Below are 26,184 nucleotides of genomic sequence, written 5' to 3' on the forward strand. Positions count from 1 at the left end.
ACATTGATTAGTTGATTTTTTGGGGGATAGGCTTTTGGGCTTATCCCTTTTTTCGTGTTCGGCATTATGAATTTATTTAAGAAACCATGAAGGTACGAAATAATAAGAGTAAAACATCAAGAAAAGACTATTATTTCTTGTAAATCAATCATAGCTTTATCAAGTAATTCTTTTTGTTTGATTTCCCAATTACTAAATCTAATTACAAACCATCCTTCTTTCATCAATTTTCTATCTTGCTGTATATTTTTAGAATATTCTTCTTCACTAGCTAACCAGGTTTCTTGATTGTGCTTACGAGTAGCATAATGACTAATATCGTCAATAAAAATAGCAAATTTTTTATTCTTCCAGAAAGCTACAAAGTCAACCCTATAAATATCGTTAATATTCAGAGATGAGGTAGGATTTAAATATTTTTTGGATTGTGAATGCCACTGTATCCAAGCTTGAGGTATGAGTATAGGTATATTTTGATTCGCCATATTAAATTTGTTAGCATAATGGAGAAAAAATTGTGTTTCGTATTCAGTTTGATTCATGTCTTTCAAGGCTCTTCTTAAACTTCCATCTGTTGTTCCTAAATGTAAATTAAAGTTTTGTACTAATTTTTGATAAGTTAAATCAGGATAAACATTAAAGTCTATAATTCCAATACCATTTTTCCATTCAAATTTTAACTTTTGGCTACCTTTATCAATTTGAACAGCAAACTCTGGTTTGGGCTTTCCAAATGGCAATCCAACAGGAAATTGTGATATAAATAAACTATTATTAGGAATAATTGGCTGATAAATTACTTTATTTACATCAAATTTAAAGCCAATGTCTGATAGTATTTTACGAAAATTATTTTTTGCATCATCAGATAAATGAATAGAATACAATATTGTTTCTATAACTTGATTCAATTTGGGTATTATTACTGGATTTTCCCAATCGACTGATTTATAATATTGATTTATTAAATCACGTTTATACTCAAAATTTATTGATTCATCCCTGGTAAAGCCTCCACCTGAAAAAATAGTGTCTATTTGCCTCTTACTGAAAAAATCACAGCAAAATTGTTCAAGATAAATTTTTAAACTTATTAGAATTGGATTTGACATATTAATTATTTATATTTCCAAAAACATTACTAATTTAAATTATTACTATATTTTATATTTTTACTTTTTGTCTTTGCTTATTTGCGCGAGATAAAATTTGTTCACTTGTCTTCGACTCAAAGAGATAGTACTGCAATGGATACCTTAGATAACTATCGCCAAATCATTCAAAAAATATTAAACGAATACGCCCAACTCCCCTACGCTTACGGAGAGCTAGAAAGACAACTAATTATAGACCAAAGCGCCAACCATTACCTACTACTAACATTAGGCTGGGAAAATAATCAACGGGTACATGGTTGCTTAGTCCATATTGACATTATCAACGATAAAATCTTGATTCAAAGAGACGGTACAGAATACGGTATGGCAAATGAACTTGTTAATGCTGGTATTCCTAAAAATCAAATTGTTCTAGCCTTCCAACCAACCGATATAAGACAATATACTGAATTTGCAGTTAATTAATTAAGCCTAAAAGCTCCTGCTAAATCGGAAATAGCCATTGCTATAACTTAAAACTATCAACTTGATATACTAGAAATATTCCTACATACACATTTTATGTTAACCGTAACAGTTGATGAAATCCAACAAAATCTAACTAGCTATCTTCAACAAGTAGCAGCAGGGGAAAGTATTATTATCATGCAAGCAGGTAAACCTATTGCAGAAATTAAACCAGTTTCAGCCACCTCTCAACAAATTAGACCTTATGGCTTATGTGCTGGGGAGTTCATTGTTCCAGATGATTTTGATAGTCCCTTACCTGAAGAAATATTAAATAGTTTTGAAGGTAAATGAAACTATTATTAGATACCCATATATTCTTATGGTTTATTAGTGGCGATCAAAAATTACCAATTCATTTACAACATAGCATTCGTGATTTAAATAACGACGTATATTTAAGTTGCGTTTCAGTTTGGGAAGCAACTGTTAAATATCAGCTAGGTAAATTACCATTACCAGAATCACCTGAAATCTACCTTCCTAAACAGCGTCAGCAGCATTTAATCAGTAGTCTCAACCTAGATGAAGAAAGTGTTGCTCAACTCTTGAATTTACCATTATTACATCGTGATCCTTTTGATAGGATGTTGATTTGTCAAGCTTTACAACATAATTTAACAATTTTAACTGTAGACCCGGCAATTCGTTCCTATTCGGTCAGTGTTTTATATTAGGGTAATAATGCTCAAAATCTGGAAGAGAATAGCCTTTCCATTTTAAAAGTGCATAAAAGTATGCTTTTTTCAAAATTAAATAATCAGCACTCACTCGGAGCGATGTGACTGGCTATTCGGTGTCGCAAAACTAAACTCCGTAGGGGCAATTCATGAATTGCCCCTACTTAAAATCAGGGTTTTGGCTATTGTTTGCTTAAGTCCTGTTCACTTTTCGCTGTTCGGCTGAAGACTCGATAGTATAGCGACGTACTAGTTTCTTTTAAGGGAAACAGCAGATAGGTAAGAGGATTTATTGCCACAATAATATTTCGGAAGTCTCGCCGCGCGAAAAATAAGATGGCACGAGCAACTTGCTGTGCAGACATCACTCCATAGGGATTAAGTTGACTCTTAAATGGGCCAAGAATTAACTTGCGAATTACACAATCTCCATCTAAACGCTTTAGGGTAACAATATCACCTAGCGATCGCTTGCTGAGTTCATAAAGCGGACTCAGTGCTGGAGAAACCTCAGCCTCAGAAGTGTTTACCCAGATTTCCTTGGTTGCTTTTGCTTGTGGCCCTGTTACAGTTGTCGAAAATATATCCATCAACCGCAATGCTGAAAAGGTATTCACCTCATAAGAAGAGTTGATAGCCTCCGATGTGCGGCTGGCGTAGACATTGATTCCGTGGTTGATAATTAAAATATCTACTTTCTCTAAACTATTCCTCAGTTCGGCTTCATTACCTAATTGCCAAGGAACCACTTTCACCCCAACTTGCTCTACTAATTTTTCTGGATTAGTGGTTAATGCCACGACTTTAGCATTGTTCTTTACCAGTTCAGCCGCCAAAGCTTGCCCTAACGCTCCTGATGCTCCGGTTAAAGCGATGGTTTTCCCCTTGAGAGACAGCCCTGTACCCAGAATTTTATCAACTAAGGGAAAGACACCACTGTAGTAAGCGTTGACATCATCAAAATGGTGCCGCCAATGGTAAGACCGATTCACCCACCAAATCGATGGAATTGTCTCTAAAGGGCCGGGTAAGTGGTTGTAGTCTGTATCAATTTTCCCCTGGAAATACCGCACAGACGCGCCATACAAGAAGGTGGAACCATAAGCTACTCCCAGCCATAACCCCCATTGTTGGACAATTAAGGCAACGGCTACCAACACCACCAGCAGCAGACTCGATTCTAAAATGTCGTGATAGAGTTGCGATTCTTGGTAAATTTTCATGGAAACTATCGATAAATCGCGGCGATAGGCCATGTGGTGCTTGTTGTGCCATTTAGCAAGCCAATTGACTTGGTGACACAAAGCATGGTAGCTGTCTCTCAAGACCTCAGCGAGTAAGAGTGAAAAAAGTGCCCAGCTAGCAAACTGTAAGCCTGCATTTAACCAAACCCAATTAATTTGTAATCTTGCATCAATTCCCATCAAGTTTTCAGCTAGCATTTTTATCATATTTGTCTATACTCGTTTTTATTAATCATTCTTCATGATCTGACAAAGGTGCGTTAAGGTCGAGTCTAGAGCAAATTAAAATCAAAGGGAATGGGGCAGGGGAAGCAGGGGAGGCAGAGGGAGAAATAAGCAATGCCCAATTACGAATTACGAATTAGTTAAGATATCCCAGTTGACTTTCATATAGCCAGGTTCAATGTGGGTAAAGTGTTGGCTCAATTGCTGATGTGCTTTTGGCAGAGCATGAAAAGGAATTGATGCGTACAAATGATGTTCTGCATGAAATGGCATATTCCACATGAAAAATCTCACAGGCCAAAGGGTTAAGGTTGTGCGCGTATTTGTGAGCAGATTAGCGTCAAGAGTGCAACCTGTATGTTCTGCTAGCAGAATGAAACGGAGAATCGGCTGACCGATAAGCATGGGTAGCAGCCAATACAGGAAAAACCAAGGCTGACCAAATAGAATTGAGATTGCGATCGCACTTACATAAATACCTAATTGCCATCGAGTAGAGCGAATAACTTCGGCTCGTGCGGCTTCTGGCACAAATGGAAAATCGTCAAATTGACCAGTTGCAACCTGAAAATGCCCGCTTAATTTACCCCGCCACCACGGTAAACCGCTAATTATCAACAAGTATTTACCCAGATTACTCGGTTTAAGATCGGTTAGTTCGGGATCTTTGTCAGGAACGCGAGTGTAGCGATGATGCCATTTATGATAACGACGAAAGAATGTGCTGTTGTAAAATGAGAGCAAGCCGGAAAACCAAGCTACAGCATCATTTAATCGATTGTTAGCGAAAGCCGTTCTGTGAACGCATTCGTGCATCGGTGCAAACATGGAAGCCAGACTGAAGCCATAGATTACCAGTGCTGGTATAGCCAGTGACCAATTGCCAAAGTTCGTTCCCCACAGGTAGCCACTGCAAATCATGACTGTGAGGTGGAAAGCCAGTTGAACTAGCCCTTTGGAGTTGGAGCGAGTGTTTAGAACACTTAACTCCTGTACACTGAGAATCTGACAGAGGTTTTGCTCTTTATCAGCTTTGTCATCCAATAATTCAGATTGAATAATTGCGTCAGACATAATTTTAAGTAGGTCGGCGTGAATAGTTGCGCGTGGTTGCCTTCTAATTTCTCAATTCTGACTCTTGACTCCTGAATTTTGATCTAATTTTAATAGAGGCTGTGAATTTAGCTGACTATACCAGCACGAAAAATTTGTTCTGCGGTTAAATTCAACTCTGGGAAAGTTGGTGATTGGATACATTGGTGTTTCCTCGATGTGTGCTACTTGTTTTGCACAAGGTTCCACAGAGGAGGACATTTTTATGCAAGGAAGCCCCCAGCACAATAATGTCTAGTAAATTCTAGTTTTCAATCCTATAGGAAAGAGGACTGAACAAGAATCTCTGTGCCTTGTGTCCGTTGGGTTGGGATGGTCAAATTAACCCGGACTGCTAGCAACTCAGTCATAGTTCGTCCTCCTTATGTACTACAGTAAGTAATCTACATTGCTACATTAGCCTATTCCAGAAAATTTGTTTAATTGATTTCTGTTCGCGCAGTGCAAGCGTGATAGGAAGGCAACAGGGAATTGGGAATTGGAAATTGGGAATTGGGAATAGTTAAAAAGCTTATTTGAGCTATCTAAATTTTTTTCAAAAATCAAATATGAGTCCTATATTAAGCTTGCTTTGCTCTTAACTCCTAACTTCTGTCTTTTTTAAATAGCTCTTTGTCGCACCTGTGGCCCATCAAGTCCTTGTTTAATCCAACTCAGGCATTCGTATTCGGATTTGAATAATTTTGGAGCCGCAATATTATTCAATAACTCCGGTGGATAATGGTCATAAAAGCATTTGTCTCCTTCTTGGAAGATAATAATCAAATGGTTACGGTAAATATAGCGAGACTTAAAATAGTCTCTCTGGTTAACAAAGTCTGAGTTTTGATCGATATGTTCTTTTGCAATGTCAATGATATTGCTAACGCCATTTCCATATATTCCTGCTGGGTTTTCTGCTTTATGAAATTGGCTTCTGCGACCAATTTCAGATAGCAATTTATAAGAATAAATCTCGTAATTATCAACTTTCCCAAAAACGAATGGAATGATGAGATATCCTTTGTATGAGACTGAGCTTTCATAAAGAAGACGACTCATCTTAACCTCCTTTGGCGTAACTGCTTTAAAAAAATTCTTAAATTACATATTAAAAATCAATACTTTTCTTTTTAGATATATTTATGTATGGTCTAAACCCTCATCACCATTTAACAAAAACGGCTATTATCGTTTTTGTCAAGAAGAAATAAATATCAACCATTAACAGAAAAGTACTGAAACACTAATTATCGCTCTTTTTTTATCACTAAACATTAGATATATTATAAAATTTATAAATTTCATTCTGTGGGACTATTTCCTTTGATCCTTGCGCCTTGCCTTTCAAGACCATAAACTCAGTTGATTGGGGGGATGCTCAAGGTTATTCCAAGGTAAGGGTGGAACTGGTGTATTACTCTGTTCTAATAGCTGTTGGAAGTGACGCGCTATGTTAGGCGATCGCGCTTCTATTGGACAATGAACAAAGAAATAAATTCGTACTCCCGCCTGTAACCATTGCTGAATCTGCTTTACCCACTCTTCCATAAACGGCTGATTCACTGATAAATTTGGATGGGAAATAAACCGAATCAGAGTAAAAGGTGCTGTCACACTCAATTGCAACGGTAATTTGGGTTTACGTCGTTCTGATTGTAACTGGGGGTCATCATCTCCAGTGTAAATGGGGCGCGAGTCTAAAAGTACCCGTCCTACCCCTAGCTTTTGCAAAAGCGCTGTCAAATTACTAGCATGGGGTTCTCTGAACCAGTTGGGATGACGAACTTCCAGGGCTAGGGGTGCATCTGTGCGCGGCCAAGCTTCCAGAAAGCTAGTCAAATCTTCAAGTAATGCAGGTGCATAACTAGGTGGTAACTGGGCAAATATTGGCCCAAGATGCTTACCTAAAGGGCGCATCCCTTCCAGAAATTTTAAAGCCGCCGGAATATAAGGTTGTAGCAACCCTTGATGGGTAATATCTCGCGGTAATTTTAGACAAAATTCAAAACCTGCTGGAGTTTCAGCAGCCCAACGGGTTACTGTTTGTTGGTTAGGCACGGCATAAAAGGTGGTGTTACCTTCTACAGTGGTGAAGCGACGACTGTAGAGATTGAGAAAATCGGCGGTGCGAGTACCTTGGGGGTAAAGTTCGCCAACCCAACCTTTATATGCCCAAACAGCACAACCAATAAAAAAGTTCACAATGCCTAAAAGCCTTGATGTATCATATTCAATTTTACAGGTTGGTTGTAAATTCCTGACTCTTCACGGCATCTGGAAAACCTCTCTCTAAATCTCTCTCCTAAAAGGAGAGAGACTTTAAATTTTCCCCCTTCCCGCGTCGGGAAGGGGGTTAGGGGGTTAGGTTTTGGGTGGACTTTTCTACATAACGTCAAAAATCAGCCATAATTTAAGGTGCGTTAGCACAGCGTAACGCAAGCTTTAAGTGCAAAAAAGAGCTTTGTTGAGTTGATGTAAGAAAACCTAACATCGATACAGAGTGTTAGGTTCCGTGTTGCTCAAACCAACAAAGCCTTAGATTTTTTTAAAGCTAAAAGTTTGTGGCTCTCGGCTTTGAAAAGACTTAACGACACTGGCGATATTTGACGTGATAAACCAACCCTCGGTGGGCGAGGTCAAAGGAGTCAACAGTTGCCATACCTTGACCACTGGCGGTCATCGCAGCATTTACCCGCATATTTACACTGTCACCACAGCGTGACCAAACATCAGCCACAGTCACTAATTGATCGCGAACATTGTAATCACTTTCGCCGTTAAATGTCCGAGAAAAAACAGGGCCACGCTGACCAGCAAAAAAGTACTCTGCTCTTAGTCTGCCAATTGTGCTAGGAGCAACATAGCCCCGATAATCAGCATCGTAGAGGGAAATTTGAAAGCCTTGCGGGACTTTGATCGGAATACTTAAGTTACAGTTTTTGCGTCTTTCTTCTGCTTTATTCCCTACAGCTATAAACTTATCAAATAGAATACTTAGCTCTTGACCATCGGGACTGACACTTACACTAGCAGATCCTTCAGGGCAGCCATTACCACCATATTCTGCACCTACAATTTCTACTTTGTCGTTAGCAAAAGCAGGGCCGACGGAAGCTGTTATCAGTGTAGCCGCAGCTAGAAAAGATTTGATAAAGTTGATAGATGTTGTCTTGAGATTTTGATTATTCATAACTCACCTGTTTTGAGTATTTGGATAGTGTTAGCTCCAAATTCGTTGCGGCTGATTCCGGAAAACTGATCGTTAAAAAATCAGTATCAACCATATTTTAATGGGAGGTAAAGCCCATGTATAGCTTATGACAAGCTGATAGATTCTTGATATATAAAGAATCTAAAGCAAACTTATTTCCGGTAAAATAATCAACGCATTAATATGGCAAGTATAAATTTGCAAACTAGACAATCTGCTCAAAGATGCCGAAATATAGACTATTAAAGCCATAATAGACATCTCAAAACTATCGAAAAGTTAGCTGTTTAACTTACCGAAGCTACATCTGCATATTGAAATTTAGGTAACTAGAATTAAACTGAATTAGTTATAGAAGTATCTAAATTAAATTCAGTATCTTGATTTAGAGTAAATACGTAATTAATGTATGACTGCTGAATAAAAAGCAATACATTACCTCACTAAATAAAATATTTAGCAGTCTACAATTAGCGATATTTTTTCTCTAATTAATTCTAATTTTTGACTTCTAACTTCTTAGTTAAGCCTTGGATATTTAATCTGTACTTGCTTAATGACTAAAGATTTTATATTGTGTTCCCGTAAAATTGACTAGGCGATCGCAATTAATGATTTAACCGCCAGGCAAGGGCACAGCATTACTTATGCGTGTCAACTTAGGTACTTATACCAAAACGTTTGGGTTAAGGGCTACTGGTAAAAATTTTGGGTTTTTGAGACGCGATAAATCGCCGTCTCTACAAGTGTTTTGGTCTTTTATACTCAAAAAAATTGGGTAGCACACCTGTGCTACCTGACTCTGTGTCGTAGTGCAACATCGGTTATTGATAAATTTCCCCATCAGGCATGATTGCCCCAGCTAAGTTAGCGCCAATTAATTTAACCAAAAGGCGCTCACCAGAACGAATCCGCGCTCCTGTTAAGTCGGCTCCTCGTAAGTCGGTTCCACTGAGATCCGCACCAATTAAATTAGCGCCACGTAAATTCGCTTCCCTAAGATCCGCTAAAAGGAGGTTTGCCCGAAATAAATTTGCTTCAGATAAATTCGCCCCTCTGAGGTTGACTTTGTGCATAAAAGTGTCGCTGAGATTAGCACCACTCAAGTTTGCATAACTTAGATTTCTGCCAGATAAGTCTTTGTTGCTCAAATTTGCCCGACTGTAGTCTTTGCCACTCAAGTCTGAGTTTTGCTTCGGTGGTGGCTGGGTTTTTTGAGATGATGTTTGCTGTTGATAATATGACGGTGAAGGTGAAGGTGAATTAGATATAGTTTGATGTTTGGTTTTTAGAGAGCGCAATTTTTCACGAGCTTCATTTATGGCTTTCAGCTTGTCTTGTGCTTTCTGCTGTAAACGGAGATTTTCTTTGGGAATGCGATCGGGATGCCAAACAAAGACTAAATCTTTGTAAGCCTGGTTCACTTCTTCAAGTGTTGCTCCAGGCTCTAATTCCAAAATTCTATAGTACCGCTCCAGATCGCTCATACGATATTTTGGTGGACAATCAACTTAATTATGAGTGATGGAGCCATGTATTCGCTGCATCTTTTGCCACTTCGCTGCTTCCTCATCTCTCCATCTCCCGATTTCTCCATCGAGCGATCGCTCTCAAATATGCTGCAACTGGAATTTGATAAATTTCAATAACAATCCAAACAATAATTGATAAATGTGATAAAAAGGTCAATACTGTCCAAATATATGGTGTCCAAGTAATGGGTTCCTTGAGGTCAGCAGGAAAATAGTAAGCTACTATGCCAATTAAAGTAGTGGGAAGAATTACAAAAACTGCTGCTGCTAGTCCATAACCCCAACCTAACTCCACACCTTCTAACTGGCCTTCTGTCCAACTAAACCCATTCCAACGCCAAGTTAATGGTGGTTGTCTAGAAGGCATCTTGATTTGCTGGATTTCTAAGTTGACTGTAAAAATCTCTTGACAAAAGTCACAAGCCATAGCTTCCATCAATGGCATGTGAGAAATCTTACCTATTCGACAGACTGGGCAGGGGTAAACTCCATAATAGTCGAAAGATTGGGCTAAGATTTTGGAACTGGGCATAATGAAACTGATGATCCTAAAAAGTTAATCTGGTCAATGAGGACTTGGGTCAGAATAATGTATGGCGATCGTCAATTGTCTGCAATCAGCTTTCGCAAGGTGAAATGACAAGTCAGGAGAATTACTGATGTTTTCTTTTGCATGAAGTACGAAGGTACGGGTTTGAGGGCAGGGGGCAGGGGAGCAGGGGGACAAGGGGACAAGGGGACAAGGGGACAAGGGGACAAGGGGACAAGGGGCAGGAGATAGTAACTCTTTGTATCTGGTTTTAAGTTCTGTATTTTGTACCCTACTTAAAAAGCAAACTGGTTTATATGTTTTTAGGAGTTACGCATTCACAGGAAAGACCAAATATAGATTATTTGAAAAACTACATCTGTCTTAGGGGCAATTGATATAGATGTCAAAGTGGCTTAAAGCAGGTTGTTTCCCTACAATGCGAGTCTTCACTCCTACAGTTGTACTGAGTCTATCGCTTTTTTGTGGTTTATTGGGGTCTTGACACTGCCTATTCTTCCTGTTAATGTTACCTTAAATAGGTATATTTATTAAGTTTTCCAGCAAAAGCCCCGCAAATGCTTAAAACAAGTTCCTACTTTTATTTTTGGTCTAAGGTGGTTCACCGGGAGTGAATGTAGTTTCCTAATGGAAACCGCCCGGTGAACCGCAGAGCAAACTCTGCGGTTTTTGTTGTTTTAAGGAGAATTTCATCTTCATGACTTATTTAAGTAGCTGGTTTTATGGCTTTTACTTTTGGCCCAGATTAAATTCCGGGTAAGTAGCGTCATGTCGATGAATCAGAACGCGCCCGGAACTTTTCAAAGGTTCCGGGCTTTTTTGTTATCACTGGGGACTGGAAAACAACTCTTACCTTAATACCTAATACTCAATCCATAACTTTTCAGGAGAATGAAACCATGATTAATGCTAAACTTGCCGCACAATCTCATCCGAATCACCAGACAATCGTTAAAATCTCAGAAAAAGTCGCTTTCGGAGGCGAAGAACTGGTAATTATCGGCGGGCCCTGTACCGTTGAAAGCTTAGAACAAATGGAAATTGTTGCCCAAAAGCTATCTACTACATCAATACAGGGGTTGCGTGGTGGTGTCTACAAACCCCGCACATCTCCCTACGCTTTCCAGGGTATGGGTGAGGAAGGATTGAGGATTTTGGCAAGGGTGCGATCGCATTACAATATGCCAGTTGTCACTGAGGTGATGTCAATTTCCCAAATTGAAGTAGTTGCCGCCCACGCTGATATGCTTCAAGTTGGTAGCCGCAATATGCAAAACTTCGACTTGCTCAAAGCTTTGGGACAAGCTGGTAAACCAATACTCCTCAAACGTGGTTTAGCAGCGACTATTGAAGAATTCGTCATGGCTGCTGAATATATTCTCAGCCACGGAAATCCTGATGTGGTGTTGTGCGAACGCGGTATCCGCAGCTTCGATGATTACACCCGCAATGTCCTAGATTTAGCAGCAGTGGCAGCACTCAAGCAAATAACTCACCTGCCTGTGATTGTAGATCCTTCCCATGCTGTTGGTAAACGGGAACTGGTAGCACCTGTAGCTAGGGCTGCGATCGCTTGCGGTGCAGATGGATTAATTATTGAATGTCACCCAGAACCAGAAAAATCTGTTTCTGATGCCCGTCAAGCACTCTCTTTAGAAGATATGGTGCGTTTAGTTCATAGTTTAAAGCCTGTAGCAACAGCCGTTGGGCGCAATATATCAAATGTCGGGGCGGGTTTATCACCTGCCCCGATTTTTTGTGCTGCTTGAATTTCAGTTGAGGGTGGGCGATCGCTTAAATATCTAATTCCAAATATTTATTTTGGCTGAATGACAAACTGCGATGCCTGCGGCGGTAAACTACGCCTTCGTAAAATAAAGTTGTTGCTTAGTTACGCACAAGTTACGGAATAACTTAGACGCATTAGCGAAGCGGTAGCGACGTTCGCGCAGCGTCTCGCAGAGAAGGAGCGTCAGCCGCTTGCCGCAGGCTATCGCAGAGGTGCAAAGGAATGGGAATTTGAGAAATATTTTGCGTAAGTTCTGATACAAATAAAGTCACACAAAAGTCACACAAGTTTAACAACAATTTCTTTCCAAAAGGGGTAGGCTAAAACAGCAATTATTAGTACACTAATGTTTAGCTTGACTAACATTCTGCTTATCTAATTAGAATTAATCGCAACCAACCATTTTGCAAAAAAAAATGCGATGTCTAACGACAAGCTAGTACGTGTATGTGCTTCCCCTTTCCCCAAATTGTTAATATGCGCCGTTTAGTTTCTATTCAGACAATAAAGCCTCCGTCCTTGGCTGCTCAAACTATTCCTAGCTTTTATAACGTTATTCAAAGAGGACGATTTTCACTACTTATATTAGGTCTAACTTACTTGTGTGCTGCCTGTAATGCTTCTGAAGCCCAATCCAGTGGAAAAGAAGCAGGAAAAAAGCGAGCCGTGCCAGTGGTGGTTGCCACTGCGACTCAAAAAACGATTCCAATACAGTTATCGGCTACGGGGACAGTTGAAGCATATTCTACGGTATCTGTCAAATCTCAAGTAGGTGGGCAACTGACTGGAGTCTATTTTCAGCAAGGACAGAACGTTAAGAAAGGAGACTTGTTATTTAAAATTGATTCTCGCCCTCTACAAGCCGCGCTGATGCAAGCTAATGCTGCCAAGGCTAAAGATTTGGCTCAGGTGAAACAGGCACAGGCTAATGTGCTAAAAGCGATCGCTCAAGTGAACCAGGCAAAAGCGAATGTCGTGAAGGATAAGTCCCAGGCAACAAATGCAAATGTGCAGGCTCAACGTTATGCTAGTTTGCTCAAGCAAGGGGCTATCAGTAAAGAACAGTCAGAACAGTATCAGACAACTGCTGCTGCTCAACAGGCAACGGTACAAGCAGATCAAGAGGGAGTAGCAAATGCTCAGGCTGCGGTGGCGGCAGCCCAAGCAGATGTACAAAATGCTCAGGCGGTGATAGTGGCAGATGAAGCTGCGATCGATAATGCTAAAGTTCAGCTTTCTTATACTTCCATCTACTCACCAATTGCTGGACGCACGGGTAGTCTGAAGCTAAATCAAGGCAACTTGGTAGAGGCGAATGCTACCGATCCGCTAATTACAATCAGTCAAATTCACCCGATTTACGTCAACTTTTCCATTGCCCAGCGATTGCTGCCAGATATAAAAAAATACAGTGCTAATAACGGTAAGTTAGAAGTCGATGCCTTACCTCCTAAAGACGCAGGGCGGCCAGTCCGAGGCGAACTTACCTTTGTCGATAGTGGAGTTAATACCCAAACAGGTACGATTCAACTTAAGGGTACTTTTGCCAACAATGATGATCGCCTGTTTCCGGGGCAGTTTGTTAATGTAGTCCTCAAACTGAGCGAAGAACCAAATGCTATTACTGTTCCTTCCCAGGCGGTACAGAGTGGGCAAAAGGGACAATTTGTGTATGTGGTCAAACCCGACAAAACAGCAGAAATGCGGACAATTACCGTCGGCGACACCGTTGAGAACGAAACGGTAATTAAGCAAGGCTTGAAACCGGGTGAACAAGTAGTTATTGATGGACAATTCAACCTAGTGCCTGGTGCCACAGTCCAATTGAAACCGGAAGTAGGAAGCAGGGGGGCAGGGGGCAGAGGGGCAGGGGGAGGAGGAGCAGCTTTCAAAGGTAGGTATTTAAGAAAGGGGCAAATTAACAGGTAAAATACAGAACTGATGTCAGTCCGCAAAAATATACAAGGCAGATGCGGAGCAGAATTAAAGGCTGTAGGAGGGTAAATGCAGATAGGAAAAAGTGAGGAATTAAGACAATGGACTAGAAAAGTCATAGAAAAAATGCCGAATCTCACAAAGCCGCAAGCAGTAGTACTGGCAATGTGGAGTTTTGGGATAGTGATGACTCAATCAAGTGGACTAACAACAGTTTCAGTATTTTTAGCAGAGTTGCTGGGTAAAAAAGAGAATACTGTGCGCCAGCAACTGCGAGAATGGTATCGAGATGCTGAGGATAAAACGAAGACAGGACGGACTTCATTAGATATTACAACTTGTTTTAGTCCACTACTGTGCTGGATTTTAAGCCTTTGGCCGCAGAACGAAAAGCGTTTGGCTCTGGCAGCAGATGCCTCGACTTTGAGCGATCGCTTTACTGTACTAGCAATTAGTATTGTTTACCGAGGTTGCGGAATTCCTATTGCTTGGAAAATAGTAGAAGCAACTAAACCAGGGAGTTGGAAACTGCACTGGCAAAAACTGTTGAGCCAGATCAGCCAAAGCATCCCAGCAGATTGGTTTGTAATTGTTACCACTGACCGAGGACTTTACGCTCCTTGGCTGTATGAAAAAATTCAATCCAATGGTTGGCATCCGTTTATGCGGATTAATCAAATTGGACAGTTTCAAGTTTTGGGGCAGGATGCTTGGCAGCCTTTAAATACTCTAGTGCCACAAGTGGGTCAGTCATTCAAAGGCTTAATAACTTGTTTTAAAACTAATTCAATCAAATGTACCTTATTAGCTCGCTATGACGATGGCTATGCCGAACCTTGGTTAATTCTCACTGATTTACAGCCGGAGGTTGCGGATGCTTGCTGGTATTCTATGCGCTCTTGGATTGAGTGTCTGTTTAAAGATGGTAAACGAGGTGGTTTTGATTGGCATCAAACCAAAATCACTGACCCTAAACGTGCCGAAAGACATTGGTTAGCCATAGCGATCGCTATTTTATGGCAAGTAAGTGTTGGTGGTTGTGTTGATGCAAATCTCCCTATTAGTAGTTTAGATGAATTACCCCAAACTCATATTGCACGACGCAATTTTAAAAATAGTCTCCCTCACCGTTGGCTTAGTTGCTTCCGCCGTGGATTTTTAGTGATTAAGGCCGCTGTTCTTAATCGTCTTCCATTACCAATCGGTGGTTTTTTCCCTGAGCCTTGGCCAAGCTTTACTCCACAACTTAATGTTTCTCAAATCACTCTCTCTACTGCCTGATTTTTAAATACCTACCCTTGAAAGAGGAGGAGCAGGGGGAGAAAGGTAAACTCCTCACTCAGCACGGGTAAACGCTCTGCTACTGCTAACAGAACTCATTACTTCTCAATCAGCGCTGGCTCAACGCCCATCTACCGCTAACAGCAATCTTTATTCCTTACTTAGCACTCAGATGAACATTTCCGAGCTATTTATCCGGCGACCAATCATGACGACTCTAGTTATGGTTGGCATTTTGATATTTGGACTGATCAGTTACCAACAACTACCTGTTAGCGACTTACCCAATGTAGATTATCCAACACTCCAGGTAACAGCTAATCTGCCCGGAGCTAGTCCAGAAACGATGGCTGCCTCAGTCGCAACTCCTTTAGAGCAGCAGTTTTCGAGCATCGCGGGATTGAGTTCGATGAACTCTACCAGTTCTTTGGGTACTACACAACTGACGCTGCAATTTGACCTGAATCGGGATATTGACGGTGCAGCACAAGATGTCCAGTCTGCGATCGCTAAGGGAGCAAAGCAGTTACCGACAAATATGCCTAATCCGCCATCTTACCGAAAGGTAAATCCGGCGGATCAGCCAGTCCTTTACATCTCCCTCAATTCGTCTATTCTGCCCCTCTCAACTGTAGACAAGTATGCTGAAACATTGCTGGCACAACGCCTGTCAATGGTGGATGGAGTGGCACAAGTGCAGGTGTTTGGTTCCCAAAAGTACGCGGTACGAATTCAGCTTGACCCGGAAGCGCTGAGTGTCAAAGGCATAGGAATTGATGAAGTAGCAACTGCGATCGCTAATGGAAATGTCAATCTGCCTACGGGGACACTTTACGGTAAGCAGCAAAATTCTACCATCCAAGCAAACGGTCAACTCAACGATGCCGCCAGCTATCGCTCCCTAAGTGTGGCTTATCAGAACGGCGCACCAGTGCAGCTAGGAGAACTCGGTCAAGTTCTGGATAGCGTAGAAAATGACAAGATTGCAAGCTGGTATTTTCCTGTCAAGAAAGAGAGTAAGGGAGCAGGGGAGCAGAGGAGCAGAGGAGCAGAGGAGCAGGGGAGCAGAGGAGCAGGGGAGAAATTCCCAATCCAAAATTCTGGTGTGCGGGCGATCGTTTTGGCAATTCAGCGCCAACCGGGAACTAATACTGTTCAAGTAGTGGATGCAATCAAGAAACTGTTACCTACCTTTCGGACACAGATTCCGGCGGCTGTGAACATGGATATTCTCTACGATCGCTCCCAATCAATTCGGGAGTCAGTGGATGATGTACAATTCACGCTGTTGCTCACCATCGCTCTGGTGGTGCTGGTAATCTTTCTATTTCTTCGCAATATCTCTGCTACTGTTATTCCCAGTTTGGCAGTACCGCTTTCAATAGTAGCGACTTTTGGAGTTATGGTACTACTGGACTTCTCACTCGATAACTTATCACTGATGGCGTTAACCCTTTCAGTAGGTTTCGTGGTAGATGATGCCGTAGTCATGCTGGAGAATATTGTCCGCCACATGGAAATGGGCGAAAGCCGGATGGAAGCAGCCCTAAATGGTTCTAGAGAGATTGGTTTCACAATTTTATCTATGACCATCTCTCTGGTAGCAGTATTCATCCCGATCCTTTTCATGGAAGGCATTCTGGGGCGACTGTTTCGGGAGTTTGCTGTTACCATCAGCGTTGCAATCTTGGTATCTGGCGTAATTTCCCTCAGCTTGACACCAATGCTATGTTCCAGATTCTTGAGTCCACCTCATCATGAACAAGCAGGGGAAGATGAGGAAGCAGGGGGAGATGAGGGAGATGAGGGAGAAATTCCTAACCCCCACTCCCCACTCCCCACTCCCCACTCCCGAATCAAAAACTTTAACCGTCGTCTCTACAACTTTTCGGAAAACGTTTTTAATGTGATATTGGGCGGATACGATTGGAGTTTGAGGAAATCACTCAAGTATCACCGCACAACAATGGTGATTTCGGGAGCGATTCTTGTAGCGACAGTGTATCTATTTATAATTGTGCCTAAAGGGTTTGTTCCCAACGCAGATGTTGGACAAATTACGGCAACAACTCAGGCATCAGAGGATATATCCTTTGATGAAATGGTAAAACATCAACAAGCTGTAGCTGCGATCGCTTATCGCGATCCTAATGTTGATTCCATCAACTCCAGTGTCGGGGCTGGCGGCCCAAATGCTTCCGCCAACGCGGGACGGCTTTTAATTGAACTCAAGCCCCGCCATGAGCGCCGTCTCAGTGCTGATGAAGTTGTCCAGGAACTCAGGCCTAAGTTGTCAGTTGTGCCTGGAATCAAGGTTTTCTTGCAAAATCCTCCAGCCATCAATGTCGGTGGACAACAGACAAAAGCGCAGTATCAATTTACTCTGCAAACTCCCAATATTCAAGAACTTTACCAGTATGCCCCAGCTTTAGAAGAGAAATTGCGATCGCTCTCAGATTTACAAGATGTCAACAGCGATTTGCAAATCAAAAATCCGCAAGTAAAAGTAGACATCAACCGCGACCACGCTTCTGCTCTAGGTTTGACCGCCAATCAAATCGAAACTGCTCTGAGTAATGCTTATGGTACTCGCCAAGTTTCTACCATCTACGCCCCCGATAGCCAATACCAAGTAATTATGGGCGTGGAACCAAAATATCAGCAAAATGCCAACGCCCTAGATTTACTCTCAGTTCGTGCCCCTAGTGGACAACTTGTGCCTCTCAACGCCGTAGCCACCTTGAGCAAAGATGTAGGCCCCTTAACTATCAACCACAAAGGGCAACTAGCATCTGTTACCTTCTCCTTTAACCTCAAGCCAGGAGTGTCACTCGGTAACGTCACTGGGAAAATTGAGGAACTTGCCCGTCAAACACTGCCACCTACTATTAGTACAGGTTTCCAAGGTTCAGCGCAGGCATTCCAATCTTCGATTCAGGGTTTAGGATTGCTACTGCTGGTTGCCATCTTGGTGATTTATATTGTGTTGGGTATTCTCTACGAGAACTTCATTCACCCGTTAACAATCCTTTCTAGCTTACCTTCTGCTGGATTTGGGGCAATACTAACCCTGTTGCTGTTTCAAGTTGACTTGAATATTTACGCCTTCGTCGGCATCATTCTACTAGTTGGCATTGTGAAGAAAAACGGGATTATGATGGTTGACTTTGCGATCGTTGCCCGTCATAACGGCAAAACCCCTTATGATGCTATCTATGAAGCCTGCTTGGTAAGATTCCGTCCAATTATGATGACGACAATGGCAGCACTTATGGGAACTTTACCAATTGCCCTCGGTTTAGGAGCCGGAGCAGATACACGTCGTCCCCTTGGTTTAGCAGTAGTTGGGGGGTTGGTGTTCTCGCAGTTCCTCACACTTTATTTAACACCCGTTTTCTACACCTACATGGAGTCTTGGCAAACCAAGATGAAAAAACGTAGTTGGCGCAAACAGCCAATTTGACACTCACCCGACTGAACAAATAACGCTTGGTTGATTTGTTCTTTTTAATCACTAACTCTTGACTCCCTTCATTGTAGAGGGGAGTTTTTTATATATCATATTTATTTTTGCTAGTTCACTTTGATTAACTTGTCCATAATTGCGATCGCAAATCCCCAGCCTCTAAACATCGAAGAGCCGTAGTATGGCACTTGAGATTGAAGGAAGTATAATATTCCGTACAAGAGCTAGGTTAATGAGTATTAAAGGTGGATTCATCCAGTTCAAACACTCGTTAACGGAGATAAAAGGTGGATTCATCCAGTTCAAACACTCGTTAACGGAGATAAAAGGTGGATTCATCCAGTTCAAATACTCGTTAACGGAGATAAAAGGTGGATTCATCCAGTTCAAATACTCGTTAACGGAGATAAAAGGTGGATTTATCCAGTTCAAATACTCACCGATGAAGTTCAAAGGCTAAACAAGCCTTTGAATTGCAATATGCTTAGAATAAGTTTTTTTCTCCCTCTGCCCCCCTTGCCCTTGCCCTACGGTGTACACACAAGTTATCGAATCACTACCAGTCCTCGAATTACCCCACCCTAACCCTCCCCGTATGTATTGGCTACGGTGTACACACAAGTACTATCTGAAAGGGTTTCAGGCATTATAGACCCCTTAAATTATCATTACGAGCGCAGTGATAACGGAGCGAAGTAAATCACATAATCCCGTGCTTAAAGCGATTGCTTGTCTGCGACACGCTCTTGGGAACGTCGTTCCTCCTCTCTACGAGACGCTGCGCGAACGCTGCGGACAGGCTGACAGAGCGATCGCCTCCGGCGGGCGGGTAAGCCATCGCACAATCCTATTGCTAGAGGACGAAACCAATTGTCAGGTGGAATTTCACGACTTGTGTGTACACCGTAGCCTAAAAGGAGAGAGGCTTTGAATCATACTCCCCTTCCCTTGCAGGGAAGGGGCTGGGGGTTAGGTCTATATTTAACTCAACCCAGAAGCGCTATAAAGCTATGCGAAATCATCACAAGCGCTAATTGCACAGGTATCAACTTCAGCTAAAACTCTTTTAAAATCTCGTTTCCAGTCTCTAGCTGGAAACGAGACGCAAGAGACAATCTTTAAAAGCTTATTAGCTTTTACTTTAATTGAATCTACTTTCATGACGACTTTTAAAGTGAAAAATAACAAATTGTATTTTTGTTATAAAACATTAGTTTTAAATACTTTTATCAAATATCCAAAAGTATCTAACTGTACATATTGACTATGAACAATAATTTAAATAATTGGCAACCTTTGAGCGTGTAACTTATGGCTATTAAAGATTGTAAGGATAATCTTCTATCTAGTAAATAAATAATTTGAGATTCGGCAAATAAATTAGTGAGATGTATGTTATGGTTTTTATAGGAATCAAAACGAGTGAAAGCACAAAAAGACTTCAAGATAATTTTGAGGCAAGCTCAAGAAAGTTTTTTTTTGCTCTGGTAAGTCCACTTCAATTCGCTACATATTTCTGTAACAAAAATCTAAAACTAGATTGAGTAGGATAGTAGCCTTTGTAACAACTTGAAGTCAATCAAAATTTATCTGGGTATAAGCCAATAAGAGTTGGCTAACCTAGCTAGAACATTACCCGCAAAAGGCAATTACTCTTGGAGTCTGGGAAGAAAGACTCTTAGTACAGCCTGACAAATCCATAGAAATACAGAATATTTACAAACTTAGTTTTGTGGTAGCAAACATTTTCAACCGCGAACTAAGTTGAAGCAGTTGATGACTTTTGGAACAAAAACTCTAAGCAGAATGGTGCTATAAACCATGCTGTCAAAAGTTACTTAGATATTGTCTAAGCTAAAGTGTTAGAAATTGCCTGTGCAAACATTATAGTATTGCACCTATAGCTACCACTTTTAGGCTGGAATTTATCTTGCTGCATCAATCACGAAACGATAAGCACTATTGAAGTTTTTGGCAATTTGACATCAGCAAAATCAAAGAAGTTGCAGTGACCATTTAGAGTGGATTGCAATTTGGTTGGTTGTGTGGTTCAGGGAACAAATCTGCGTTCGTTTGAATTCCTGCTGCAACCACTCTTGAGGCTTGAGCAACCATTTGGGATTCTGTTACAACAACTGACAATGCTGAAGTCAACGTTTTAAAGACTTCGTTATTAGGAGATAGAGATTTTCTATTACTTAAGCTATCGCTTTGTGGGTAAATATGTTCTGATTTTGGCTGTTTTTGTCGGGGTGCAATGTCTAGCGACAAGTTGCTACACGTTAACGCCAACAGGCTCTACTTCCCTACGTTCCAAGGGTGAATATCTCATATCAAGCTTCCGACCCATCAATTAAATCATTGTAGGAAAACACAACCATGGCTGACGAAAAGATTAGACAAATAGCTTTCTATGGTAAAGGCGGTATTGGTAAATCTACTACCTCTCAAAACACCCTTGCAGCAATGGCTGAAATGGGTCAACGCATTCTAATTGTCGGTTGCGACCCTAAAGCTGACTCTACCCGTTTGATGCTACACAGTAAAGCTCAAACAAGTGTTCTTCAATTAGCTGCTGAAAGAGGCGCTGTAGAAGATATTGAACTCGAAGAAGTAATGCTGACTGGTTTCCGTGATGTACGTTGTGTGGAGTCTGGTGGTCCTGAACCCGGTGTAGGTTGCGCTGGTCGTGGTATCATCACTGCTATCAACTTCCTAGAAGAAAACGGTGCTTACAAAGACGTTGATTTTGTAAGTTACGACGTTTTAGGTGACGTTGTGTGCGGTGGTTTTGCTATGCCTATCCGTGAAGGCAAGGCACAAGAAATCTACATCGTTACCTCTGGTGAAATGATGGCGATGTATGCAGCTAACAACATCGCTCGTGGTGTTCTCAAATATGCTCACACTGGCGGCGTGCGCTTGGGTGGTTTGATTTGTAACAGCCGTAACGTTGACCGGGAAATCGACTTAATCGAAACCTTGGCAAAACGTTTGAACACCCAAATGATTCACTATGTACCTCGTGACAACATTGTTCAACACGCAGAATTGCGCCGGATGACTGTTAACGAGTACGCTCCTGATAGTAATCAAAGTAACGAATATCGGACATTGGCTACCAAGATTATCAACAACGACAAGCTCACTGTCCCCACTCCTATTGAGATGGAAGAGTTAGAAGAGTTGTTGATTGAATTCGGTATCCTCGAAAGCGACGAAAATACCGCAATGCTTGTTGGTAAGTCTGCTACTGAAGCACCCGTCAAGTAATACTAATTAAATAATGGTTTAGGGTGGGCTACTTGTCCACCCTTTTTTCATTGGTTTAAATCCCTAGTAAGGATTTTGATAAATTGCAATCAATAGAACTGGGAAGAGTGCCAGTAAAAAATTGGGTTTCAATCCCTAATAGGGATTTTGATAAATTGCAATTTATTGCAAACACCTCTTAAGGAACCGTGGTTCTTGGTTTCAATCCCTAATAGGGATTTTGATAAATTGCAATTTTTAATTCCTGTATTTTTTTCAGCCATTGCTGCCGGGTTTCAATCCCTAATAGGGATTTTGATAAATTGCAATTCTATTAAAATATCTCCCTCATTTAATTTCATGTTTCAATCCCTAATAGGGATTTTGATAAATTGCAATTTTATGTGTATTATTTAGTCCGTAAAGGTCTAGCTGTTTCAATCCCTAATAGGGATTTTGATAAATTGCAATATCCTAATGACCCTAGAAACAATGCTAACTGGGGTTTCAATCCCTAATAGGGATTTTGATAAATTGCAATTCTAAGAATCCGGCTTGCACCATTGCATCCATCACAGTTTCAATCCCTAATAGGGATTTTGATAAATTGCAATCTGTGTACTTGCAGCAATCATCATTCTGTGGAAGTTTCAATCCCTAATAGGGATTTTGATAAATTGCAATGCAATTGCTAAAGCTTTTCGCTTGGCATCTTTATTGTTTCAATCCCTAATAGGGATTTTGATAAATTGCAATTTTAAATCTTTATCTAAGAAGTTAGGTGAACCATTAGGTTTCAATCCCTAATAGGGATTTTGATAAATTGCAATGCAGTAGTGGAAGCTCTACCAATAAGGTTATTTTGTTTCAATCCCTAATAGGGATTTTGATAAATTGCAATTGGAAGAAAGACCACCCGCACTAACAGAGGCGGCGTTTCAATCCCTAATAGGGATTTTGATAAATTGCAATTGAGCGCGAATCGTAAGGGCTGGGAAGATTTCAGTTTCAATCCCTAATAGGGATTTTGATAAATTGCAATCTGAATCCTGTTGGAAGGATTCATTCTTAAGGTAGTTTCAATCCCTAATAGGGATTTTGATAAATTGCAATTGCGGGAGCCTGAAACCCAAGCTGTATTTAATTTTCAAGGTACAGTTGCGCGATTCAAGGGCAATCATAGCATTACAGAATTTGTTTGGAAAGAGTGCCAAAAAATTTAAAGGCTGAAATCGTCTTTTGGTAAGCATTTTAGAGATTGCGCGGATTAGGATTAGGTGACTAATGGGTTGAAAGCCTTACTGTATTTGGAATAGAAGCACTTTTTGGGGACTTTAGAATTTCTACACCTACCCTTCCGCGCATTTGAGATATGAGAACCCAGCCAGATAAGTAACTCAGTACATAAAATTGCTTATCCCGTGGCTTTTCTTTGCCAATACAGGCGGTTTTTCTCTGACAAGAGCCACACAGAAAAAACATTTGGACAGCAAACGAATCTAAAATATTACGGTAAACTGATTCATAAATTGTAATATTTGTTGTCGTACTACTGTACTGATAACCAAAAATCAAGTTTCCGCCAATTTTAAGGTAGAGATGATGAAAGAAATAACACGCCGCAAATTTATCGCAACAAGCACCTTGGCGACGGGTTTTGCCTTGGCAGTGCAACCCATTTCTGCTCAAGTCACCGCTACCGATGCTAAGGGGTTGGTAGCTGGTGCAGTGAAAATTCCCGTCAAAGATGGCGAAATTCCTGCTTACAGAGCAGCACCCGCCACTGGTGAAAATTTCCCCATAGTCTTGGTAATCCAAGAAATCTTTGGTGTACACGAGCATATTCAAGATGTTACTCGTCGTTTTGCTCAGTTGGGATACTTGGCGATCGCACCGGAATTATTCATCCGTCAAGGCGATGTCACTAAGTTAAGCAGTATAGACGAAATTCGCCCAATTGTTGCCAAAGTACCAGATTCTCAAGTGTTATCCGATCTCGATGCGACGGTAAAATGGGCTGTGAAATCAGCTAAAGGCAATGCCAATAAATTGGCGATTACAGGTTTCTGCTGGGGTGGCCGCATTACCTGGTTGTATGCGGCACACAATCCCAAGGTGAAGGCAGGTGTTGCGTGGTATGGGCGACTCGTGGGCGATGCTACCGAACTTCAGCCCAAGTATCCAATTGATATTGCATCAAAACTGACAGTCCCCATTCTTGGACTCTACGGTGGCAAGGATACTGGTATTCCCCTTGATACAGTAGAACAGATGCGCGATCGCTTAAAGTCTAGCAGCAGCAAATCTGAAATCATTGTCTACCCCGATGCACCCCACGCTTTTTTTGCCGATTATCGCCCCTCCTACCGCGAGAAAGATGCTAAGGACGGTTGGAAACGTCTTTTGGCATGGTTTAAGCAAAATGGTGTTTAAAGGTATCGGTTTACGAACTGTGACTTTCAAAAAAGTTCCAAATTGTTTCACTGGCGTTCAGCCCCAGCTTTGCATTGAATTTGTTTAGACTTTTGTCAGATGAGGAACCACCAGGCCAGAAATGTCCACCGTTTACTACCGCTAGCTGCCAGACTTCTGAGTTGCCACTACAACCTGTGTAGATAGCGGTTTTCACTTTATCTTCAGAAAAGTCGGGAGATTTATTTGATGAAGTACATTGATCGTGCGATCGCCAAAAATCTACCATATCTGAAATAGAAAGCAACGCTCCTCGTTGAGTATGATCGTCACCTTCATAAAGTACATCGCGATCGTTTGTACCGTTGATCGTTAACATTGATATGGAAGTTCGAGGCTGGCAATTAGATTTGAGTCTAACTGGGAGCGAACCAGCTACTGATGCAAAACCAGAAATTTTATCAGGTAACTTACAGGCTAGTGCTTGAGTAAGTATGGCACCTCTAGAAAAACCAGTGGCATAAATTTTATGGCTATCAATATTGATTTGCTGCTGAAGATGATTAATCAAAGCATTGACAAACGAAACATCATCCACCCTTCCTTGAGCGTTACCTCTAAGGCTCCATTTTTGGTCAATTCCATCTGGATAAACAACAATAAATCCTTTTTTATCTGCTAATTCATTGAAGCGAGTCACATTACTGATAGACTTACCATTACCATCATCTCCATGAAACACTAAAACTAACGGCATTGGGCGGTCTGGATTATAAGATTTGGGAGTGTACAAATAGTAAGTACGTAACTTTCCTTGATCATATAGTTCTCCATAATTATCACCACTCAAGATTTTTGCTTCAGTTATATTTTTTTCTTCAGCCTGAATGGAATCGCAGGCTGTCAATAAAGTAATTCCAAGTATAACTATGAGAAGTTTTTTTAAAATCCGAGAATTTTGATAAATATTCATGTTAATTAAATTGATGTATGTTCGATACTTTTATTTATTTTGTAAGTCTTATTTAGCACAAAAATTTTACCTAATAGAGGCTAACAACCCTACTTGGGTTGTTAGCCTCTATTTAGATATTAAACTCTTACATTTACATAACGAGCAGGAACTCTAACCTTAACCCACCTATTACCGCGTCGTACTGTTTCCCAATGTGCAGGAATCAGCTTTCGTTGAAATCGGGCAACAACAGGTTTATGCACAATAGCAACTCTATGAACATTGGGTTTGACAAGGATTTCTGCTGCTGATGCCTGCGATGGCAAGGAGGAAATTGCCAATGGGAGAGCAAGTAATGTACCTAATAAAATACGTTTCATCTTCAAATTTCCATCGATTTACTTGAGATTTTTACAGCATTTATCAATAATTTATGAATAAATATTCTTACTTGTTAGGTTTCCAGTAAGTTTGTTTGTTACACGAATTAATTGATTTGCTGTATTACTGTTAGTTTAAAATACTAAATAATAATACACAGTGGAATAAAGTCATAATTTAAGCATGACTTTATTCACATTTTAGGTTTTAGATAAAACAATTTTGCCATTGCTGTCACTGAAGATTTTATCAACTATAGCTGTTCTTAGTTGAGTAGGTACTGAGAGGATGTTTTAAAAGTAATTGGCTGTGCTTTTAAGTACTTCTAGATCCCCCCTAACCCCCCTTAAAAAAGGGGGGAACCGGAATTAAAGTCCCCCTTTTTAAGGGGGATTTAGGGGTATCTGAACTTTTGATACCGATAAGGGGACTTTTAAAACATCCTCTGAACCCTACCCTCAACCCTTTAAGAATAAGCGAGGAGCTTGCTCTGAAGTATATTATTTGATCGTGTCTTTTCCATTATTTTAAATTGCTACTTATGTAAAATT

Annotated in this window: 21 protein-coding genes and 1 CRISPR repeat array; of the genes, 10 read left to right on the forward strand and 11 right to left on the reverse strand. The window is 40.8% G+C overall.

From position 1 onward, the window contains the following. Positions 1 to 116: 116 nt before the first annotated feature. Positions 117 to 1,112 carry a hypothetical protein gene (locus ACFFRD_RS25620; RefSeq protein ID WP_392478294.1) on the reverse strand — a complete coding sequence of 332 codons (996 nt, stop codon included), beginning with the start codon at positions 1,110 to 1,112 and terminating at the stop codon, positions 117 to 119. A 135-nt stretch (positions 1,113 to 1,247) separates the two neighbouring features. Here ACFFRD_RS25620 and ACFFRD_RS25625 point away from each other — a divergent pair, with 135 nt between their 5' ends. The 3 genes from ACFFRD_RS25625 (at position 1,248) to ACFFRD_RS25635 (ending at position 2,302) form a co-directional block, all read left to right on the forward strand. Then, on the forward strand, positions 1,248 to 1,583 hold the full coding sequence (locus ACFFRD_RS25625) for a XisI protein (protein ID WP_392478296.1): 336 nt from the start codon (positions 1,248 to 1,250) through the stop codon (positions 1,581 to 1,583). A gap of 96 nt (positions 1,584 to 1,679) precedes the next feature. Further along, complete coding sequence (locus ACFFRD_RS25630) at positions 1,680 to 1,919, forward strand: type II toxin-antitoxin system prevent-host-death family antitoxin (RefSeq protein WP_322718088.1); 240 nt, start codon at positions 1,680 to 1,682, stop codon at positions 1,917 to 1,919. Then, positions 1,916 to 2,302, forward strand: coding sequence for a type II toxin-antitoxin system VapC family toxin (locus tag ACFFRD_RS25635; RefSeq protein ID WP_392478298.1), 387 nt, complete (start codon positions 1,916 to 1,918; stop codon positions 2,300 to 2,302). The genes ACFFRD_RS25630 and ACFFRD_RS25635 overlap by 4 nt, the downstream gene beginning before the upstream one ends. 185 nt (positions 2,303 to 2,487) lie before the next feature. On the opposite strand, the gene ACFFRD_RS25640 is transcribed toward ACFFRD_RS25635, so the two are convergent. From ACFFRD_RS25640 to ACFFRD_RS25670, 7 genes are all read right to left on the reverse strand, one after another. After that, positions 2,488 to 3,756, reverse strand: coding sequence for a bifunctional sterol desaturase/short chain dehydrogenase (locus ACFFRD_RS25640; protein ID WP_392478300.1), 1,269 nt, complete (start codon positions 3,754 to 3,756; stop codon positions 2,488 to 2,490). Between the two features lie 147 nt (positions 3,757 to 3,903). After that, positions 3,904 to 4,848 carry a fatty acid desaturase family protein gene (locus ACFFRD_RS25645; protein ID WP_392478302.1) on the reverse strand — a complete coding sequence of 315 codons (945 nt, stop codon included), beginning with the start codon at positions 4,846 to 4,848 and terminating at the stop codon, positions 3,904 to 3,906. Between the two features lie 639 nt (positions 4,849 to 5,487). Beyond that, a complete protein-coding gene (locus tag ACFFRD_RS25650) occupies positions 5,488 to 5,928 on the reverse strand; it encodes a hypothetical protein (RefSeq protein WP_392478304.1) in 441 nt (146 codons plus the stop codon). Between the two features lie 285 nt (positions 5,929 to 6,213). Continuing rightward, complete coding sequence (locus tag ACFFRD_RS25655; protein WP_392478305.1) at positions 6,214 to 7,071, reverse strand: DUF72 domain-containing protein; 858 nt, start codon at positions 7,069 to 7,071, stop codon at positions 6,214 to 6,216. A 382-nt stretch (positions 7,072 to 7,453) separates the two neighbouring features. After that, complete coding sequence (locus ACFFRD_RS25660; RefSeq protein WP_114082282.1) at positions 7,454 to 8,059, reverse strand: DUF4360 domain-containing protein; 606 nt, start codon at positions 8,057 to 8,059, stop codon at positions 7,454 to 7,456. An 845-nt stretch (positions 8,060 to 8,904) separates the two neighbouring features. Next, positions 8,905 to 9,567, reverse strand: coding sequence for a pentapeptide repeat-containing protein (locus tag ACFFRD_RS25665; RefSeq protein WP_392478306.1), 663 nt, complete (start codon positions 9,565 to 9,567; stop codon positions 8,905 to 8,907). An 82-nt stretch (positions 9,568 to 9,649) separates the two neighbouring features. Next, positions 9,650 to 10,144 carry a hypothetical protein gene (locus ACFFRD_RS25670; RefSeq protein ID WP_163936261.1) on the reverse strand — a complete coding sequence of 165 codons (495 nt, stop codon included), beginning with the start codon at positions 10,142 to 10,144 and terminating at the stop codon, positions 9,650 to 9,652. Between the two features lie 917 nt (positions 10,145 to 11,061). Between ACFFRD_RS25670 and aroF the strand changes: the two genes are divergently transcribed. From aroF to ACFFRD_RS25695, 5 genes are all read left to right on the forward strand, one after another. Continuing rightward, on the forward strand, positions 11,062 to 11,931 hold the full coding sequence (aroF, locus tag ACFFRD_RS25675; protein ID WP_392478310.1) for a 3-deoxy-7-phosphoheptulonate synthase: 870 nt from the start codon (positions 11,062 to 11,064) through the stop codon (positions 11,929 to 11,931). Positions 11,932 to 12,428: 497 nt separating this feature from the next. Continuing rightward, positions 12,429 to 13,880, forward strand: coding sequence for an efflux RND transporter periplasmic adaptor subunit (locus ACFFRD_RS25680; RefSeq protein WP_392478312.1), 1,452 nt, complete (start codon positions 12,429 to 12,431; stop codon positions 13,878 to 13,880). A gap of 75 nt (positions 13,881 to 13,955) precedes the next feature. Beyond that, complete coding sequence (locus tag ACFFRD_RS25685; RefSeq protein ID WP_392475919.1) at positions 13,956 to 15,167, forward strand: transposase; 1,212 nt, start codon at positions 13,956 to 13,958, stop codon at positions 15,165 to 15,167. 172 nt (positions 15,168 to 15,339) lie between these two features. Further along, positions 15,340 to 18,630: an efflux RND transporter permease subunit gene (locus ACFFRD_RS25690; protein ID WP_392478313.1), complete on the forward strand. Its 3,291-nt coding sequence runs from the start codon at positions 15,340 to 15,342 to the stop codon at positions 18,628 to 18,630. Between the two features lie 715 nt (positions 18,631 to 19,345). Then, positions 19,346 to 19,564: a hypothetical protein gene (locus ACFFRD_RS25695; RefSeq protein ID WP_392478316.1), complete on the forward strand. Its 219-nt coding sequence runs from the start codon at positions 19,346 to 19,348 to the stop codon at positions 19,562 to 19,564. Between the two features lie 1,085 nt (positions 19,565 to 20,649). Here ACFFRD_RS25695 and ACFFRD_RS25700 read toward each other — a convergent pair. Beyond that, positions 20,650 to 20,904, reverse strand: coding sequence for a hypothetical protein (locus ACFFRD_RS25700; RefSeq protein WP_392478318.1), 255 nt, complete (start codon positions 20,902 to 20,904; stop codon positions 20,650 to 20,652). Between the two features lie 108 nt (positions 20,905 to 21,012). Here ACFFRD_RS25700 and nifH point away from each other — a divergent pair, with 108 nt between their 5' ends. Both nifH and ACFFRD_RS25710 read left to right on the forward strand, forming a co-directional pair. Further along, positions 21,013 to 21,906, forward strand: a complete 894-nt coding sequence (gene nifH / locus ACFFRD_RS25705; RefSeq protein ID WP_114084101.1) for a nitrogenase iron protein — start codon at positions 21,013 to 21,015, stop codon at positions 21,904 to 21,906. Between the two features lie 53 nt (positions 21,907 to 21,959). Next, a CRISPR array of direct repeats spans positions 21,960 to 22,998; the repeat unit is 37 nt; unit sequence GTTTCAATCCCTAATAGGGATTTTGATAAATTGCAAT. A gap of 489 nt (positions 22,999 to 23,487) precedes the next feature. Continuing rightward, positions 23,488 to 24,318 carry a dienelactone hydrolase family protein gene (locus ACFFRD_RS25710; RefSeq protein ID WP_334809764.1) on the forward strand — a complete coding sequence of 277 codons (831 nt, stop codon included), beginning with the start codon at positions 23,488 to 23,490 and terminating at the stop codon, positions 24,316 to 24,318. 10 nt (positions 24,319 to 24,328) lie between these two features. Here ACFFRD_RS25710 and ACFFRD_RS25715 read toward each other — a convergent pair whose 3' ends face one another. Both ACFFRD_RS25715 and ACFFRD_RS25720 read right to left on the reverse strand, forming a co-directional pair. Beyond that, positions 24,329 to 25,270, reverse strand: a complete 942-nt coding sequence (locus ACFFRD_RS25715) for an alpha/beta hydrolase family esterase (protein WP_392478320.1) — start codon at positions 25,268 to 25,270, stop codon at positions 24,329 to 24,331. A 119-nt stretch (positions 25,271 to 25,389) separates the two neighbouring features. Continuing rightward, complete coding sequence (locus ACFFRD_RS25720) at positions 25,390 to 25,632, reverse strand: hypothetical protein (RefSeq protein WP_335037082.1); 243 nt, start codon at positions 25,630 to 25,632, stop codon at positions 25,390 to 25,392. Positions 25,633 to 26,184: the final 552 nt, after the last annotated feature.

It is taken from the genome of Nostoc sp. C110, assembly GCF_043099725.1.
Classification (GTDB): domain Bacteria; phylum Cyanobacteriota; class Cyanobacteriia; order Cyanobacteriales; family Nostocaceae; genus Nostoc; species Nostoc muscorum_A.

Coding starts and splice junctions, on each gene's coding strand:
- ACFFRD_RS25630 (WP_322718088.1), top strand. CDS start 1,680: ATGTTAACCGTAACAGTTGATGAAATCCAACAAAATCTAACTAGCTAT.
- ACFFRD_RS25645 (WP_392478302.1), bottom strand. CDS start 4,848: ATGTCTGACGCAATTATTCAATCTGAATTATTGGATGACAAAGCTGAT.
- ACFFRD_RS25690 (WP_392478313.1), top strand. CDS start 15,340: ATGAACATTTCCGAGCTATTTATCCGGCGACCAATCATGACGACTCTA.
- ACFFRD_RS25685 (WP_392475919.1), top strand. CDS start 13,956: ATGCAGATAGGAAAAAGTGAGGAATTAAGACAATGGACTAGAAAAGTC.
- ACFFRD_RS25660 (WP_114082282.1), bottom strand. CDS start 8,059: ATGAATAATCAAAATCTCAAGACAACATCTATCAACTTTATCAAATCT.
- nifH (WP_114084101.1), top strand. CDS start 21,013: ATGGCTGACGAAAAGATTAGACAAATAGCTTTCTATGGTAAAGGCGGT.
- ACFFRD_RS25625 (WP_392478296.1), top strand. CDS start 1,248: ATGGATACCTTAGATAACTATCGCCAAATCATTCAAAAAATATTAAAC.
- aroF (WP_392478310.1), top strand. CDS start 11,062: ATGATTAATGCTAAACTTGCCGCACAATCTCATCCGAATCACCAGACA.
- ACFFRD_RS25680 (WP_392478312.1), top strand. CDS start 12,429: ATGCGCCGTTTAGTTTCTATTCAGACAATAAAGCCTCCGTCCTTGGCT.
- ACFFRD_RS25650 (WP_392478304.1), bottom strand. CDS start 5,928: ATGAGTCGTCTTCTTTATGAAAGCTCAGTCTCATACAAAGGATATCTC.
- ACFFRD_RS25665 (WP_392478306.1), bottom strand. CDS start 9,567: ATGAGCGATCTGGAGCGGTACTATAGAATTTTGGAATTAGAGCCTGGA.
- ACFFRD_RS25715 (WP_392478320.1), bottom strand. CDS start 25,270: ATGAATATTTATCAAAATTCTCGGATTTTAAAAAAACTTCTCATAGTT.
- ACFFRD_RS25635 (WP_392478298.1), top strand. CDS start 1,916: ATGAAACTATTATTAGATACCCATATATTCTTATGGTTTATTAGTGGC.
- ACFFRD_RS25710 (WP_334809764.1), top strand. CDS start 23,488: ATGAAAGAAATAACACGCCGCAAATTTATCGCAACAAGCACCTTGGCG.
- ACFFRD_RS25670 (WP_163936261.1), bottom strand. CDS start 10,144: ATGCCCAGTTCCAAAATCTTAGCCCAATCTTTCGACTATTATGGAGTT.
- ACFFRD_RS25720 (WP_335037082.1), bottom strand. CDS start 25,632: ATGAAACGTATTTTATTAGGTACATTACTTGCTCTCCCATTGGCAATT.
- ACFFRD_RS25620 (WP_392478294.1), bottom strand. CDS start 1,112: ATGTCAAATCCAATTCTAATAAGTTTAAAAATTTATCTTGAACAATTT.
- ACFFRD_RS25640 (WP_392478300.1), bottom strand. CDS start 3,756: ATGATAAAAATGCTAGCTGAAAACTTGATGGGAATTGATGCAAGATTA.